Genomic DNA, 17,810 nt, shown 5'->3' with positions numbered 1-17,810 from the left:
TTCCTTAAAAAATTAAATTGTGTTGCATACGCAACGTGTATTGCCGAGAGGAACTAACTATTGGACGTGGCTATAAAAAACAAAATCTTGCATGGATATCTAGAAGATAAACAAAAATTGGATCAAAGCTTGTAACAAATAACTATAGTACCTTCAGAAGGCGAGAGCATCTTAACACATCTTTTCGGTTTAGGGAAAAAACTTTTACATTCAATACAATTTAATTGAGGATTTTGCATTTTCTCTTTATTAAATGCGGCCTCTGGACAGTCTAGTTGCAGAAAAATTTTGATTTAGTCTCCACTTATATAGAACTATCTCACGATATTGCGTTGCGTCTGGCTGTAACTGTCATGTTAATTGTGTTGCTCTGAGAATGTTATTGCGGTCAATTTTTTATCTCCTCGTACCTGCTTATCGGGGAGATATAGTTCTGGACAGATGATTAAAATTAATGTCAACTAGGTTAAAAAATGACCAGGATGGCTTAGTTTTATGGTTCAGGACGCAAACAGTAAATTATCTACCAAGGAATGCATAGGCTATGCCTGTGGTGATGTCGCCAGTAATTTTTACTGGCGAGTATTCGATGTATTCTTGTTTATCTTTTATACCGATGTATTTGGTCTTCCCGCGGTTGCCGTTGGCACGATGATGTTAGTCACTCGTATTATTGATGCCTTTTCCGATCCCTTAATGGGCGCACTCAGTGACCGTACCCAAACGCGTTATGGAAAATTCCGCCCTTATTTATTGTGGGGGATAATTCCGATGATCGCTGCCGGGGTACTCACGTTTACCGTCCCGGATACAGGAGACTCTGGCAAGTTATTGTGGGCATACGGCACGTATATTTTTATGATGTTGGCGTATACCTTTATTAATGTTCCCTATGGTGCACTTCTCGGCGTCATTACTTCAGACTCTCAACAACGAACCAAACTGACCAGCTTTCGCTTTATCGGTGCGTTTACCGGGGGCTCAGTCGTTGCCTATTTTACCCCTGAATTGGTGAATGTATTAGGTGGTGAAGACGAAAAATTAGGTTGGCAGCTTACGATGTTTGTTTACGGCCTGATCAGTGCGGGTTTGTTTGTGATCAGCTTTTTGAGCACCAAAGAGCGGGTTCAATCGTTGAACTCAGAGCCGGTGTCGGTGAAACAAGATATCCAGGATCTTTTACACAATAAACCCTGGCTTGTATTGTTCTCATTGGCATTGATTATCATGATGACGATCACGCTGCGCGGCAGTTCTGGAACATTTTATTTTAAATATTATGTTGGCCGGGAAGATCTCATCGGACAATTTACTCTGCTTTATATGATTTCTTTAGCCATTGGAGCGGCCATAACTCCATTACTTACTCGCCTTTTAGATAAGCGACAGTTGCTCTTGGTGTTGATGATGCTGGTGGTCGTCTTCTCGACTCTATTTTATTTTGTTCCACGGGAAAACTTGTTACTTATCTTCGGGTTGCAGTTTTTGATCGGGCTTTGCTTAGGGCCGAAATCACCGTTGGTTTTTTCTATGTATGCCGATACCGCGGATTTTTCCGAATGGAAATATGGAAGAAGGGCGACAGCTATGATATTTTCTGCCGCAGCGTTCTCGCAAAAATTAGGCGGCGCACTTGCCGGTGGTGTAATGGGATGGCTTTTAGGCTCTCTCGGCTATCAGGCAAATCAGCAGCAATCGGCAGGTTCGGAACTGGGCATTGTACTTCTTATGAGTCTTTTGCCCGCTGCGTTTGCTTTGCTGTCTGTATTGGTTATCTACTTTTATCCGTTAAATGCCAATACGTTACAATCTATCCAACAGGATTTGACGTTAAAACGAAAGGAACTATTGAACCATGGGTCAAGATGATCACCCTTGCTATCACATCGACAGTGATATGCATCAATTACACTTAACGTCCCCCACACGAATTCCTGGTGCTAGCGGTTATTTATACAATCCAAGTACCATGTTACAAGTTAATTGTCGCGGTTTTGCTAATGCCATTGTTATGCAACCGGAGCCAAGCAGTTATTCCTCGTCTCCGGTATTGGAGGCGACGACATTTATTCAGCCGGAAAAACAGCATTTCGCCCATCACCCAGGGCGATTTTTCTACATTAAAGATGAAACGAGCAACGAAATATTTTCATTGCCTTATGAGCCGGTTCGTCAAAAAAATGTAGAGTTTAAGTTTACCGTAGGCGTGGACTGTATTGAGTGGCAGGTGCAATACATGCAGCTTAATTGTCATTTAAAAGTGACGCTGGACAGTGAACTGGCCGTTGAAGTATGGCAACTTAATATTGAGAATCTTTCGGACAAAGAACGTAAGCTCAGCGTTTATCCGGCATTTAGTATCGGCTATCACTCGTGGATGAATCAATCGGCACATTTTGATGCGGATTTGGACGCGATAATTGCAACGTCGATCCGGCCTTATCAAAAGCTTGCGGATTACGATAAAGTCAAAGCACTTGCTAATACCTGCTTTATGTTTAGCGATCGCCAACCACAGAGTTGGAGCGCCAACCTAAGTGAATTTGAAGGTGAGGGCGGTATCCATAACCCAGACGGTGTAACAAGTGAACACTTGGGCTGTGAGCAGGCACAATACGAAACGCCAATCGCGGTTCAACAACATCAGGTAAACTTAGGGCCGAAGCAACAATATCAGTTGCCAGTCTTGTTTGGTCTTGCCAAAGACAAAGCGCAAGTAAAAGACATCAAACAGTTTTACTTTGCCGATGACTCTAGCCTGGAGAAACTGGTTAGTGTTAATTGCCGATCGGCTCGCATTAAAAATGCGCCAATTCAAATTAGTACAGGTGATAGTGAATTTGATGAGTTTGTTTCGACCTGGCTACCCAAGCAAATGGATTATCATCGACAGCTACAGAGGCTGACCACTGATCCGCAAACGCGTAATTTTCTGCAAGATTTGATTGGGGTCGGTTTCCTCGATCAAAAAACCGTGCGCGACCGTATTTTGTTGGCATTATCTCAACAAACCCGTAATGGCGCTCTGCCGGATGGTATTTTACTCAATGAAAGTGCCGAGCTTAAATACATTAATCAGGTTCCCCATCAAGATATCAATGTCTGGCTACCGATAACATTACAAGCCTATCTGGACGAACATAATGACTACGCCATTCTTGAACATAAAGTGCCATTTGCCGATGGCGAAGAGTCTGTAACGGTTGCCCAGCATTTGCAACGGGCGATGGAATATTTAATCTCGAATCTTGATCAACGTAAATTGTCCTTGATAGGTTTAGGTGATTGGTGCGATCCACTAAATATGGCGGGACCTGAAGGCAAAGGCATCTCTACCTGGCTGAGTCTGGCTACGTCTTGGGCATTGCAAATTACGGCAAAGCTAATCGAAGACTTCGATCCAGAAAAAGCGCACCAGTTCGCCGCCTTATCGGTGACAATTAACGAAGCGGTAAATCAACATTGCTGGGATGGTCAATGGTATAGCCGAGGCATTACTGATGCGGGTAAACCATTTGGCGTTAGTGAGGATGAAGAAGGAAAAATTTTCTTAAATCCACAATCCTGGGCTTGGCTTGCCGGCGCTGTGGATGATAACCAGTTTCGCGACTCTCTAGCGGCCATTGAAGGCCATCTATTAACCCCTTTTGGCACTATGATGCTGGCCCCTGCGTATACGCATATGCGTGAAGACGTTGGGCGTTTGACTCAGAAATTCCCAGGTTGTGCGGAAAATGGTTCGGTATATAACCACGCCAGTATTTTTTATATTTACGGCCTTTATCAACAAAATCAAGGTGATCTGGCATTTAGCGGCTTAAAACAGATGTTGAGTTTGAGTCATGACAATGAAAGTCGTCAGCAACTGGGTAATTTTATTCCGAATTACTATCGAGGCAAGGTTGATAATCTTGAAGCGTATGCAGGACGTTCCAGTCAGTTGATCAATACCGGCACCATCGCCTGGTATTATCGCTGTATTATTGAAGAATTGTTTGGGCTTAAAGGTCATAAAGAAGGGTTACTCGTATCCCCGAAAATACCGACCGATTGGAAATCTGTTTCGGTCATTCGTAGATTCCGTGGTGCGACGATTCGTATTGACTATACGCAGGAGCCGGCGAATAAACCGATGCAATTAATCCTGGATGGCAAAGTTGTAGAAGGCAATATTGTGAAGGGCCTGCAACAGGATACGGAATATCAATTGCAAGTGAAGCTGTATTTACCTGTCCCGGAGCCGGTGGTTAAAATGCCGCTGGATTCAGACAAAAGTGCCGCGAATATAGCCAGCGCCAATGCCACAGAAGAATCCGTGGCGACGGTCCAATCGGCCGATGGCATTGCCAGTACTGATAATACAGTTGCCAGCACAAGTGACAGTGCAATTGATAGCCATGTTGCTTTGGCAACAATGAAACCCCATCAATCAAAAGCAGCGCTTGCCTGGTCTGAAAAGCAATCTAACGCATTAAAAAAATACCCACCATTGGATCCTGAATTACCGAATCTGTTTATTTTGATGGGTGTCAGCGGATCTGGAAAATCGACCCTGGCGGAAGAGTTTTCCGGTCACTATGAATATAAGTATATTGACGCGGATAGCTTCCATACATCTGAAGCGAAGAAAATGATGGCCGAAGCACTGCCATTAACCGATGAAATTCGCAAACCCTGGATTGAATCGATTCAAAGTTATTTGCGCTCACAGGCACGGCGTAAACGTAATTGTGTGTTGGCTTATTCAGGGTTGAGAAAGTTACAACGGCAATCTTTTGAGGAGCTACCCTTTAATGTCAGGGCGGTATTTTTGAAAGTCGACAAAGATGTTCTGCAAAAACGATTGGTACAGCGAAAACAGCATTTTTTCTCAGAGAAACTGCTGATGAGCCAGTTTAAAGATTTTGAAAAAATTAAATCTTCTGAACCTATTGTGATTATTGATGGTAATCAATCCCTGCAGGAAATGGTCGAGCAAATCAGTTTTGTTATGCATAGTGAGGGTGAAGGTTGAGTCAGGTCAATAAAAATTCTAAATCATGGTTAAAAACATTTTGTCTTGGCACATCTTGCTTAGCGTTTGGCGCGTTATTGGCGACTCACAGTGGTTTTGCGCTTGCCAGTGAGCCATCAGACTCGGTTGAAGAACCAGAGCGAGCAACGCTTACGGTGCCAAGAGTAAACAGCAATATTATTATCGATGGTAATAGTAGCGATATCGCCTGGCAACAAGGTAACTGGCAATTGCTTAACCATGTGTGGGTCGGAGAAAAACCGAGTCGGGAAGATTTTTCTGGCCGTTATAAGCTGCTTTGGCAAACCGATGGCTTGTATTTGCTTGTTGAGATTGTGGATGACATTTTATTCGATCAACATCCAAACCCTTTAGATCGATACTGGGATGACGACGCGCTAGAAATTTTTATCGATGAAGATTCGTCTGGTGGTGACCATACGCATAATTTTAATGCCTTTGCTTATCATGTCAGCCTGGATAACCAATCCGCAGATATGGGACCGCGGATAAAAGAAGATGAAAATAATTTTTTGTTATTAAATCATCATGTGCAATCTGTGTGGCAACGCCAGCTCGATGAACCAAATAAAATGATCTGGGAAGCGAAAATTCTGGTGTTTGATGACAGCTATGATTATAAAAATCCCGATAAAAACCAACCTAAGACGTTAACTATCGGCAAAAAGATGGGTTTTATGTTGGCGTACTGTGATAACGATGGTTCTAAACACCGTGAGCACTTTATCGGTTCGCATCCGATTGAACCTGTTGATGGTGATATGAATCAAGGCTTCAAAAATGCCAGTGTGTTTGCGGAAATCACCTTGCTCAAAGGCGATCACGACTAAGTGAAAAAGCGAATGCTTTTTCATGAATAACGCGGGGGTCTGGCACAGGTGGAAGAAATTCGATTTTTTGTTTCTCCACCTTCGAGGTGCCTTTTTATCTCAACTTCACCCTCGAGATGCTATTTATCTCGATTCCACCCAGCAAAATACATGGTTTTTCACCTAAGATGCGGTGCGCTATAGATTTCTTATTGCGATCTTAGTCAACAGCCTTTATAATTTGCCCCAGCTTTGCCGTGAACTGATATCTGACTGTGACTCTAAGCAGATACATTAGTGGTTTACGGGACTGAATTAGTGCGCTAATTCAGTAACACAAAGGGTTCAGTACAAAGCCCCGTGTAAATTGGGGCTTTTTCGTTTTTATTGTTTGCCGGTTTTAATATTCGCGCCTGACCGTGAGGTTAAAGGGCAATATTTACTTAAAAACGATTCAGCTTTTGGTGTTTTTTACTGGGCTTTATGCCCTTTTTTTGTTTTTGGAGAATGTGATTGAGCAATTTTGAACAAAAACTTACTGAAATGTTACGTCCTGCGGTCGAAATGGCCGATATGGAGCTATTAGGTATTGAATACATTAGTGCCGGCAACCATTCAGTATTGCGTTTGTACATCGATCATGAAAATGGCGTCAATGTCGATAATTGTGCCGAAGTAAGCCGTCAGGTGAGTGCAATTTTGGATGTTGAAGATCCCATTAGTACAGAATATAACCTGGAAGTGTCATCTCCGGGAGTTGACCGTCCATTATTTGAAAAAGCCCATTACGAAGAAGTAGTTGGCGAAACTGTTGATGTAAAACTTGGTATGCCATTAAACGGTCGCCGTAAGTTCAAGGGGATCCTTGAGGCGATAGAAAGCGACAACTTAATTGTTGAAGTGGATGGTGAAAGTTATGAGTTGCCGATAGCCAATGTGGCTAAAGCGAACTTAATTGCCAAGTTTTAGTTGTAAATAGAATAAGAGAGGCTAGTTAGGATGAGTAAGGAAATATTACTGGTTGTCGATGCGGTTTCGAATGAAAAAGCTCTGCCGCGTGAAAGTATTTTTAAAGCAATGGAAACTGCTTTGGAAACTGCGACGAAGAAAAAATATGAAGGCGATATTGAAGTTCGTGTAAGCATCGACCGTGAAAGCGGTGAATTCGATACTTTCCGTCGCTGGCTAGTGGTTGAAGATAGCGATGAAGGTTTAGAAAACCCTTACGCTGAAGTTGGTTTAGCAGCCGCTCAAGTTGAAAGAGAAGATATTCAACTGGGCGAATATACTGAAGATCAAATTGAATCGATTAAATTTGACCGCATTACCACTCAAACCGCAAAACAGGTCATCGTACAAAAGGTTCGTGAAGCTGAACGTGCGAAAGTTGTTGATGAATATCAAGACCAGTTAGGTGAGATCATTACCGGTGTCGTGAAAAAAGCGAATCGTGAAAGCGTTATTTTGGATCTTGGCAACAATGCCGAGGCGGTAATCTTCCGTGACGAAATGCTACCTCGCGAAGTATTCCGTCCAGGTGATCGTATTCGTGGTTTGTTATATGAAATCAAACCTGAAGCCCGTGGCGCACAGTTATTTGTCAGTCGTGCTAAGCCGGAAATGCTGATTGAGTTATTCCGTGTTGAAGTACCGGAAATTGGCGAAGAAATGTTGGAAATCAAGGGCGCTGCTCGTGATCCTGGTTCTCGCGCTAAAATCGCGGTGAAATCTAACGACCGACGTATTGACCCTGTCGGCGCTTGTGTTGGTATGCGTGGTTCTCGAGTACAAGCCGTTTCTGGCGAATTAGCCGGTGAACGTGTTGACATCGTTTTATATGATGACAGCGCGGCTCAGTTTGTTATCAATGCGATGGCACCTGCAGAAGTGGCTTCTATTATTGTTGATGAAGATGCCAACTCAATGGATATTGCGGTTGAAGAAGGCAATCTTGCCATGGCAATCGGCAAGAGTGGTCAAAACATTCGTTTAGCGAGTCAGTTAACTGGCTGGGAATTAAACGTAATGACCGTTGAAGATATGAACGCTAAGCATCAGGCGGAAAATGACAAGGTAATTAACTTGTTTACCGAGAAATTAGACATCGATGATGACTTTGCCACTATGCTGGTAGAGGAAGGTTTCTCAACGTTGGAAGAAATTGCTTATGTTCCGGTAAGTGAATTACTGGAAGTTAATGGCTTAGATGAAGATATCGTTGAAGAGTTGCGTGAACGTGCCCAAGGCGCGTTAACCACAGCAGCTTTAGCGAGTGAAGAGAGTCTTGAAGGTGCAGAACCTGCTGAAGACTTATTAAACTTGGAAGGTATGGAACGTCATCTGGCTTTTGTTTTAGCCAGCCGCGGCGTGATCACCCTGGAAGATTTAGCGGAACAGGGTGTGGATGAGATTTCCGATATCGAAGAGCTAAGTGAAGAGAAAGCAGCAGAGTTTATTATGGCTGCACGAAATATTTGTTGGTTCAATGAAGAATAAGAACTGGCAAGGAGAAAAGATTAGATGACAGATGTAACCGTAAATCAACTTGCTACAGATATAGGCACTGATGAAGCTAAATTGCTGAAGCAGTTAGCTGATGCTGGCATTAAAAAAAGCGCCAGTGACAGTGTTACTGAGAAAGAAAAAGAAACCTTGTTAGAACACCTGAAGAAACAACACGGTGACACAACAGGTAACAAGCCATCGCGGATGACGCTTAATCGTAAGACCAAATCGACCATTACCACCGGTTCTGGTAGTAAAGCGAAACAGGTTCAGGTTGAAGTGCGCAAGAAGCGTACTTACGTGAAAGCCAGTGATTTGGAATTGAAAGCTCAGGCAGAAGCGGAAGCGAAAGCCAAAGCGGAAGCGGAAGCACAAGCTAAAGCAGAAGCCGAAGCGAAGGCGAAAGCAGACGCGGAAGCCAGAGCCAAGGCAGAAGCCGAAGCAAAAGCCAAAGCAGAAGCGAAGGCGAAAATCGATGCTGAAACTAAAGCACGTGCGCAAGCGCAAGCTCAGGAAAAAGCCAAAGAGCCTGTCGTAGAAAAGCCAGAGAACGAAGAAGAGAAACGTATTCGTTTAGCGCAAGAAGCCGAAGCGAAAGCCAAAGCCGAAGAAGAAGCGAAAAAATCCGCTGAAGCCGCAGCGAAACTTGCGGAAGAAAATGAAGCTCGCTGGAAAGAGCAAGAAGCTGAGCGTAAGCGTAAAGAACAAGAAGTTGTTCACGTAACGTCATCTGTTTATGCGCAAGAAGCGGAAGATAACGTTGATCGTGAAGACGAAGGTGGCGGTCGCCGTCGTCGTAAGAAGAAGAAAACGAAAGACCAAGGCGCGAAAGGTCGTCAAAGCCGTGGTCGTAAGGGTACGTTAAGTGCACCGACTTCTTTGCAGCATGGTTTCCAAAAACCTGCCAAAGCCGTCGAGCGTGAAATTCGTATCGGTGAAACGATTTCCGTTGCTGAACTTGCCGATAAAATGGCAATTAAAGGCGCCGAAGTTGTTAAAGTAATGTTTAAAATGGGTGCGATGGCAACCATTAACCAGGTCATTGACCAAGAAACTGCACAATTAGTGGTTGAAGAAATGGGCCACAAAGCAACTCTTGTGAAAGAGAATGCGCTTGAAGAGCAGGTTCTTGAAGATCGTGGTGCAGAAGGTGATTCAGTGAGCCGTGCTCCGGTTGTTACCATCATGGGTCACGTTGACCACGGTAAAACCTCATTACTTGATTATATCCGTGAAGCGAAGGTTGCCGCAGGCGAAGCCGGTGGTATTACCCAGCACATTGGTGCGTATCACGTAGAAACGGGTCATGGCATGATCACTTTCTTGGATACTCCAGGTCACGCCGCATTTACATCAATGCGTTCACGTGGTGCAAAAGCAACGGATATCGTCATTATCGTTGTGGCTGCAGATGATGGTGTAATGCCACAGACTGTCGAAGCGATTCAACATGCTCGCGCCGCTGAGGTGCCAATTATTATCGCTGTCAACAAGATGGATAAAGAAACGGCAGATCCGGATCGTGTTAAGAATGAATTGTCTCAACACAACGTAATCCCAGAAGACTGGGGTGGGGATGTTCAGTTCGTTCATGTATCTGCTAAATCTGGTACCGGTATCGACGAATTATTAGATTCTGTATTGTTACAATCGGAAGTTCTAGAGCTAACTGCTGTTGTCGATAAAATGGCAAACGGTGTGGTGATTGAATCGAAACTTGATAAAGGTCGTGGTCCAGTTGCTACGGTTCTGGTTCAGGAAGGTACATTAAAACAAGGTGATATCGTTCTTTGTGGTCTGGAATACGGTCGTGTTCGAGCGATGCGCGATGAACTTGGTCGTGCAATCCAGGAAGCGGGTCCATCAATCCCTGTTGAGATTTTAGGTCTTAGTGGTGTTCCACAGTCAGGTGATGAAGCTACGGTTGTGAAAGATGAACGTAAAGCGCGAGAAGTTGCCTTGTATCGTCAAGGTAAATTCCGTGACGTGAAACTTGCCCGTCAGCAAAAAGCTAAACTTGAAAACATGTTTACAGATATGGCGGAAGGCGATGTCTCTGAAGTAAATATTGTTCTTAAATCTGACGTACAAGGTTCTTTAGAAGCGATTTCCGATTCTCTTGTGAAGCTTTCTACGGATGAAGTGAAAGTTAAGATTGTTGGTTCTGGTGTTGGTGGTATCACCGAAACGGATGCCTCACTCGCCGCCGCATCTAATGCAATTGTTGTTGGTTTCAACGTACGTGCAGATGCTTCAGCCCGTAAAGTGATTGAATCTGAGAACCTTGATTTGCGTTACTATAGCGTCATTTATCAGCTAATCGATGAAGTGAAACAAGCCATGAGTGGTATGTTAGCACCTGAATTTAAACAGGAAATCATCGGTATTGCCGACGTGCGTGATGTCTTCAAATCTCCAAAAATTGGCGCCATTGCCGGTTGTATGGTTACTGAAGGTATCGTTAAACGTAGTGCCCCAATCCGCGTACTTCGCGAGAACGTGGTAATTTACGAAGGTGAACTAGAATCACTACGTCGTTTTAAAGATGACGTGCCAGAAGTTCGCAATGGTACCGAATGTGGTATCGGCGTTAAGAACTATAATGACGTAAAAGTGGGTGACCAAATCGAAGTATTTGAGACGGTTGAAGTTAAGCGTACCTTATAATTCGAACCCTGAAATACGATAAATAAAATGGGGGCCTGGCTCCCATTTTTTGTAGATGAAATTCTCCGCAATTTGGCCGAGTGCCTATGAGTTGCGAAAACCTAATGGAGATTCTCATGGCAAGAGAATATGCCCGTACTGATCGGGTTGGCCAACAGATTCAAAAAGAAGTTGCGATGATTTTGCAACGGGAAATTAAAGACCCACGTTTGTCGATGATGACCGTTTCTGCGGTTGAAGTCACACGCGATCTTGCATACGCAAAAGTCTTTGTCACATTTTTTGATGATGATCAGGAAAAAATTAATGCAGCGTTAAAAGTGCTAGAAGACGCCGCCGGTTATGTTCGTTCATTACTCGCCAAACGTCTGCGCGCTCGTATAATGCCGCACATCCGCTTCGAATATGACAAGTCATTGGTCGAAGGTGTTCGAATGAGCACGTTAGTCGATCAAGCCGTGTCGGAAGACAAGCGTCGCTCCGGTGATAATGGCGACAGCGATGACGAGCAAAGCACAGATAAGCAGGATTAGTTTTCATGGCAAGACGTAGAAAAGGTCGTCAGGTCGATGGTGTGTTGTTACTCGACAAACCTTATGAAATGTCGTCCAACCATGCATTACAAGCGGTAAAACGTATTTATTTTGCCAATAAAGCAGGGCATACCGGGGCGCTTGATCCGCTCGCGACAGGTATGTTGCCGATTTGTTTTGGCGAAGCGACTAAGTTTTCTCAGTTTCTGTTGGATACCGATAAAACATATATCGTAACGGCAAAACTCGGGATCCGTACAACAACTTCGGATGCCGCTGGTGATGTGGTGTCTGAAAAACCGGTTTCGGTAAGCGAAGAGCAATTAGCCGAAGCGTTGGATTTCTTTCGCGGTACGACCAAACAAGTACCTTCGATGTACTCGGCATTAAAGTACAAAGGTCAACCTTTGTATAAATATGCGAGGGAAGGCATCGAAGTCGAACGTGAAGCTCGCGATATTACCGTGTATCGACTGGATATGTTGCGCTTTGAGGACGATGAAGTCGATATGGAAATTCACGTATCTAAAGGTACGTATATCCGCACCATCGTGGATGACTTGGGAGAACGTTTAGGTTGTGGCGCCCATGTCAGTATGTTGCGCCGCGTGTCCGTAGGCCAGTATCCACGAGATAAAATGGTGACGCTGGAAACTTTGGAACAGTTGTTGGCAGATGCCAAAGAAAAGGATATCACCCCTTCGACCGTACTTGAGCCGTTATTGCTACCGATGGACACCGCTGTTAGCGAATTGCCTGAAGCAAGAGTCGATAGCGAAATGGCGGGTTATCTGCGCCATGGTAACCCGGTGCTGGTACCTGGGCTTAGTGAATCCGGTTTAATGAAAATTGTAATTGAAGAAGAAAATCGCTTTATCGGTGTTGGTCTGTTAAACGATGACGGCTTATTAGCGCCGAAACGTTTGGTCGTTGATCACGATACCGAGAGTTAAATCCTCAATAATTACTTGCACTGGCGGTTAATCTTGTTAGAATACCGCCTCTTTTGTCAGTCGGACTGAATTAGTGATCGGTCTGGCTAAGTTTATTTGGAGTTTATTATGTCGCTAACGGCACAACAAAAAGCTGAAATTGTTAAAGAATTTGGTCAATCTGAAGGTGATACTGGTTCACCAGAAGTACAAGTTGCTTTACTTACTACACAAATCAACCACCTTCAAGGTCACTTTAAAGAGCACATCCACGATCACCACTCTCGTCGTGGTCTACTTCGCATGGTTAGCCAGCGTCGTAAGCTTCTTGACTACCTTAAAGGTAAAAACGTAGCTCGTTACAGCGATCTTATCGCTCGTTTAGGCCTACGTCGCTAAGAATAAGTTCTTTGAACTTTACAAAAAGGCCGCATTCGCGGCCTTTTTTGTTTTTTCATAGTCAGTCTTTGGCTCTGTTCGATATGCTCTCTAAAACGGCTCAGCATTAAAATCTTAAAATCCTAACGAGCAAAAACGTTAGCCACACTTATTGCCACCGGTTCCGGTAAAGTTACCCATTACTATCTAACCCTTTGAATATCTTTTTATTTGATCCCTGCCACATTTCTCTGGCCCGATTAATTGCACTTATTAATAACCCATGCAATAGTATATTTTTACCGGTTTTATTGCGTTCTTATTACAGTCGTTATCAAGCAAACGGACATCGTCAGCAGATTATACAAGAGCAGAGCATAAAACCTGTCTCTATACCGTGTGTATAAGCAGTCGAATAAGACGGCGAATAAAAGCTTAACAACAAATTTGAAAATAAAAGCTTAAATTACAATCTAAATTACAATCTAAATAACAAAGGTAAAGTCATGGAAAATCAGAAAAACAATGGTGCCCAGGCGCAGCCGTTACATCAAATTCCTCAAGAAGCATTTGACTGGTATGATGAATATGCACATGGTTTAATTGACCGACGCACATTTTTAACGCGTCTATCTGGCTTGGCTGTCGCTGGTTTAACCCTTAGTGTTCTCACGTCATCGTTATTGCCAAACTACGCGAAAGCAGAGCAAGTATCCTTTAATGATCCAGATATTCACGCAAGTTACGCAAAGTTTCCTTCACCGCAGGGTCACGGTGAAGGGCAGGGCTATTTAGTCACACCGGCAAAACTTGATGCTAAGACGCCGGTTGTTTTGGTTATCCATGAAAATCGTGGTCTTAATCCCTATGTAAAAGATGTCGCACGTCGCCTTGGTAAAGCAGGTTTTATTGCATTAGCGCCGGATGCCCTATATCCCTTAGGTGGATATCCAGGCAATGATGATGAAGGCAGAAGCATGCAGCGCTCAATGGATCGAGCAAAAATTGAACAGGATTTTATTGCGGCTGCGAATTTTCTCAAAAACCACGAATCCGGTAATGGCAAATTAGGTGCCGTAGGCTTTTGTTTTGGCGGTTACATTGTCAATATGTTAGCCGCTACGATGGGAGAGGATTTAAATGCAGGCGTACCTTTTTACGGCACCCCTGCGGCGCGCGAACTTCGTAAAAACATAACGGCGCCGTTGCAAATCCAACTGGCTGAGTTAGATAAGCGCGTCAATGCAAGCTGGCCTGAATACGAAGAAGATCTTAAGCAAGCGGGCGCTGAATACACCATGCATATGTATCAAGGTGCGAATCATGGATTCCATAATGATTCGACGTCCCGCTACGATGAAAAGTCGGCGGAACTTGCCTGGCAAAGAACGGTAGATTTCTTCAAACAGCACTTAACGGCATAAGCTGTTATTTCACGCAAAATCGATTGCATTTAATTAAGCGGTTTCTGGTAAACGGAAGCCGCTTTTTTTAGGGTTTATCATCAGCAACTTCAATTATTTGTCGAATAACTTCGCAGTCAGGTCGTGCATACGGTATTGCCGGTAATTGCTCTGATTAGAATGACGACAAAGCTTCATTTTCTTTTGCTGGCATTCACAATTTAAGTGCGTATAATTACCCTCGAATTAATATATGAAAATACATACCTAATACCAAATGGTATTAAAAGATAAGGAAAAGAAAGTGACTCCGATTACTAAAACATTTGAATTCGGACAGCATAAAGTAACTCTAGAAACTGGAGTTATTGCTCGTCAAGCAACCGCAGCTGTCATGGCAAGCATGGATGATACGAGCGTATTAGTATCAGTTGTTGGTAAAAAAGAAGCCGTACCTGGCCAAGACTTTTTCCCACTAACTGTTAACTATCAAGAGAAAACCTACGCTGCGGGTAAAATCCCAGGCGGTTTCTTCAAGCGTGAAGGTCGTCCTTCGGAAGAAGAAACGTTAACGGCTCGATTAATTGACCGTCCAATCCGTCCTCTATTCCCTGAAGGTTTCACTAACGAAGTTCAGGTAGTTATCACGGTTGTATCTGCAAACCCTGAAATTGCCCCTGACATTATCTCATTGTTAGGTACGTCAGCAGCATTAGCGATTTCTGGTATTCCATTTAGTGGTCCAATTGGTGCGGCTCGTGTTGGTTACATCAACGACAAATACGTATTGAACCCACTTCAGGCTGAGCTTGCAGAAAGTAAACTAGACCTAGTTGTGGCGGGTACTGATTCTGCCGTACTTATGGTTGAGTCAGAAGCTGAAGTCTTATCTGAAGAAGTGATGCTTGGCGCTGTAGTATATGGCCATGAGCAATCTCAAACGGCTATCAATGCAATTAAAGAATTTGCAGCAGAAGTTAATACTCCTTCTTGGAACTGGGCAGCACCAGCGAAAAACGAAGCACTTGTTGCTAAGATTTCTGAACTTGCCAGCAGTGACATTACTGATGCATATCAGATTACTGAGAAAGCTAAGCGTTATGAAGCGATTGGCGAAATCAAAACCAAAGTACTTGCTCAGTTAAATGCGGATTTAGCCGAAGGCGAAGAACTGGACGAAGGTGATGCTAAAGATTTATTGCATGACTTAGAAAAGAAAATTGTTCGTGAGCGTATTACCTCAGGTGCTCCTCGTATCGATGGTCGTGATCCTGAAATGATCCGTGCTCTTGATGTGATGACTGGCGTATTACCACGTACTCACGGCTCTGCTGTGTTTACTCGTGGTGAAACTCAGGCCTTAGTGACTGCGACACTTGGAACGCAACGTGATGCACAACGTATCGAAACCATTCTTGGTGAAAAGACTGACACCTTCATGTTGCACTATAACTTCCCTCCATACTGTGTAGGTGAAACTGGTTTTATCGGCTCTCCTAAGCGTCGTGAAATCGGCCACGGTCGTTTGGCAAAACGCGGTATCTTGGCGGTTATGCCGACTATCGAAGAATTCCCATATTCAGTTCGTGTAGTTTCTGAGATCACAGAATCAAACGGTTCATCATCGATGGCTTCTGTATGTGGTACTTCACTTGCATTGATGGATGCTGGTGTTCCAATTAAAGATTCTGTTGCCGGTATCGCAATGGGCCTTGTTAAAGAAGGTGACAGCCACGTTGTTCTTTCTGATATCTTAGGTGATGAAGATCACTTAGGTGACATGGACTTTAAAGTTGCTGGTACATCAAATGGTATTACTGCATTGCAGATGGATATCAAAATTGAAGGTATCACTCAAGAGATCATGCAAACCGCTCTTAATCAAGCCAAGGGTGCGCGTATTCACATCCTTAGCGTGATGGATGCAGCAATCAATGCTCACCGCGACGATATCTCTGAATTTGCTCCTCGTATTCATACGATGAAGATCAACTCAGATAAAATCCGTGACGTTATCGGTAAAGGTGGCGCGACTATCCGTCAATTGACCGAAGAAACTGGCACCACTATCGAAATTGAAGACGATGGTACGGTTAAGATCGCAGCTACTGACGGCAAGCAAGCTGAAGATGCAATCGCTCGTATTACTGCGTTAACAGCGGAAATCGAAGTCGGTACTATCTACACGGGTAAAGTCGTTCGTATCGTTGATTTCGGTGCATTCGTTAACGTACTTCCAGGTAAAGATGGTCTGGTTCACATTTCACAAATCTCTGAAGAGCGCGTGAATAATGTAACGGATTACTTGAGCGAAGGTCAGGAAGTAACCGTTAAAGTTCTTGAAGTTGACCGCCAGGGTCGTGTTCGTTTGAGCATGAAAGAAGCGGTTGAGAAGTCTGCAGAAGCACCAGCTTCTGAAGAGTAATCAAAAACGATAAATCAAACAATTAATTTTGTTAGAAAAAAGGGAGCTGTTTAGCTCCCTTTTATTTATAATGTAAAGAATGTGTTAAATGGACCAGGTTGGTAAATTTTGAATCTAATTGCGCGTCGTGCAACATCAGTCGCCCTGCTAATTCTACTTGGCTTGTCTCAGGGTTGTTCAACAACCTCAAGTTCTTCCTCTGAAGGGATCTCCAATTTGGTGATCGCTGAGCCGATGGCGATCAACCCGCAAAGTGAGCTGGCATTAGCTCGACTCTCGGAGATTATTCAGCGTGTTGAAGTGACCGAAGAGCAACGAGCGAAACTATTTTATGATCGTGGCGTTATCTTTGATAGCGTTGGTTTGCGCTCATTAGCCAGTTTTGATTTTCAACGAGCATTGCGCTTACAACCGGATTTAGTTGATGCCTACAACTTTATGGGCATTCACCATACCCAGCGTCAAGAATTTAATCTTGCTTATGAAGCCTTCGATTCGGCCATCGAATTAGAGCCGCAACATCAGTATGCGTATTTAAATCGAGGCATTGCCTTATATTATGGCGGTCGAGCGGAAATGGCCGTGGCAGATATTCAAAAATTTCAGCTTCAGGAACAGTTCGACCCTTATCGTATGGCCTGGTTATACTTGGTGGAATATGAAATTGATCCACAGGTAGCTAAACAGAATCTTCAGGCCAATTATGGCAGTCTGCCCCATAACAGTTGGGCGAATAACATCTTGCGACTGTTTCTTGGCGAAATGAGCGAAGGAGAATTCATCGACGAATTGACCATAGGTGTGACTAGCAGTAAAGAGCTAACGGATCGCCTCTGTGAAGGCTATTTTTATCTCGGTAAGTTCAATCAGATAAAGGAATTGCCAGATAATTCGTCTAATTACTTCAAGCTTGCCTTGAGTACGAATGTGTATGAGTTTATTGAACACAGATACGCAAAACTTGAGTTGGAACTGCTAAAGGTAAATGTTGCTCAACCTCTAAATGAAGAGCAACAACCGGTCGTTGAATAGAAATTAATTCGTAACTGTCTGTTCAGCGATATCGTTTCAACGGTGCGATTCAGCGGCGAGATCAGAGATTTTGCATATCAAATTTATGGCC

The 17,810-nt window shown here is 43.7% G+C and carries 12 protein-coding genes; all 12 read left to right on the top strand.

Features of this window, described 5'->3' with window-relative positions:
* Positions 1-495 precede the first annotated feature (495 nt).
* The gene (locus FE810_RS06685) at positions 496-1,869 is read left to right on the top strand and encodes an MFS transporter (RefSeq protein ID WP_138319246.1); all 1,374 of its coding nucleotides are present in this window, start codon (positions 496-498) and stop codon (positions 1,867-1,869) included.
* The gene (locus FE810_RS06680) at positions 1,856-5,014 is read left to right on the top strand and encodes a gluconokinase, GntK/IdnK-type (protein WP_138319245.1); all 3,159 of its coding nucleotides are present in this window, start codon (positions 1,856-1,858) and stop codon (positions 5,012-5,014) included. The genes FE810_RS06685 and FE810_RS06680 overlap by 14 nt, the downstream gene beginning before the upstream one ends.
* Complete coding sequence (locus FE810_RS06675) at positions 5,011-5,865, top strand: sugar-binding protein (RefSeq protein WP_138319244.1); 855 nt, start codon at positions 5,011-5,013, stop codon at positions 5,863-5,865. Before FE810_RS06680 ends, FE810_RS06675 begins: the two co-directional genes overlap by 4 nt.
* Before the next feature lie 492 nt (positions 5,866-6,357).
* Positions 6,358-6,813, top strand: a complete 456-nt coding sequence (gene rimP / locus FE810_RS06670; protein ID WP_138319243.1) for a ribosome maturation factor RimP — start codon at positions 6,358-6,360, stop codon at positions 6,811-6,813.
* 30 nt (positions 6,814-6,843) lie between these two features.
* Positions 6,844-8,340, top strand: a complete 1,497-nt coding sequence (gene nusA / locus FE810_RS06665; RefSeq protein ID WP_138319242.1) for a transcription termination factor NusA — start codon at positions 6,844-6,846, stop codon at positions 8,338-8,340.
* Positions 8,341-8,364: 24 nt separating this feature from the next.
* Positions 8,365-11,016: a translation initiation factor IF-2 gene (infB, locus tag FE810_RS06660; RefSeq protein WP_138319241.1), complete on the top strand. Its 2,652-nt coding sequence runs from the start codon at positions 8,365-8,367 to the stop codon at positions 11,014-11,016.
* A 116-nt stretch (positions 11,017-11,132) separates the two neighbouring features.
* Positions 11,133-11,549, top strand: a complete 417-nt coding sequence (gene rbfA / locus FE810_RS06655) for a 30S ribosome-binding factor RbfA (protein WP_138319240.1) — start codon at positions 11,133-11,135, stop codon at positions 11,547-11,549.
* Between the two features lie 5 nt (positions 11,550-11,554).
* Positions 11,555-12,502, top strand: coding sequence for a tRNA pseudouridine(55) synthase TruB (truB, locus tag FE810_RS06650; RefSeq protein ID WP_138319239.1), 948 nt, complete (start codon positions 11,555-11,557; stop codon positions 12,500-12,502).
* A gap of 108 nt (positions 12,503-12,610) precedes the next feature.
* Complete coding sequence (gene rpsO / locus FE810_RS06645) at positions 12,611-12,880, top strand: 30S ribosomal protein S15 (protein ID WP_138319238.1); 270 nt, start codon at positions 12,611-12,613, stop codon at positions 12,878-12,880.
* A 485-nt stretch (positions 12,881-13,365) separates the two neighbouring features.
* Entirely contained in the window at positions 13,366-14,283 is a 918-nt protein-coding gene (locus FE810_RS06640; protein ID WP_138319237.1) for a dienelactone hydrolase family protein, read from the top strand.
* A 283-nt stretch (positions 14,284-14,566) separates the two neighbouring features.
* Positions 14,567-16,687 carry a polyribonucleotide nucleotidyltransferase gene (pnp, locus tag FE810_RS06635; RefSeq protein ID WP_138319236.1) on the top strand — a complete coding sequence of 707 codons (2,121 nt, stop codon included), beginning with the start codon at positions 14,567-14,569 and terminating at the stop codon, positions 16,685-16,687.
* 108 nt (positions 16,688-16,795) lie between these two features.
* Complete coding sequence (gene nlpI / locus FE810_RS06630; RefSeq protein WP_246036936.1) at positions 16,796-17,719, top strand: lipoprotein NlpI; 924 nt, start codon at positions 16,796-16,798, stop codon at positions 17,717-17,719.
* Positions 17,720-17,810 lie beyond the last annotated feature (91 nt).

This window comes from Thalassotalea litorea, assembly GCF_005843925.1.
Lineage (GTDB): Bacteria > Pseudomonadota > Gammaproteobacteria > Enterobacterales > Alteromonadaceae > Thalassotalea_A > Thalassotalea_A litorea_A.
The sequence above is the reverse complement of the archived record's forward strand: the minus strand, read 5'-3'. Positions and strand labels throughout refer to the sequence as shown.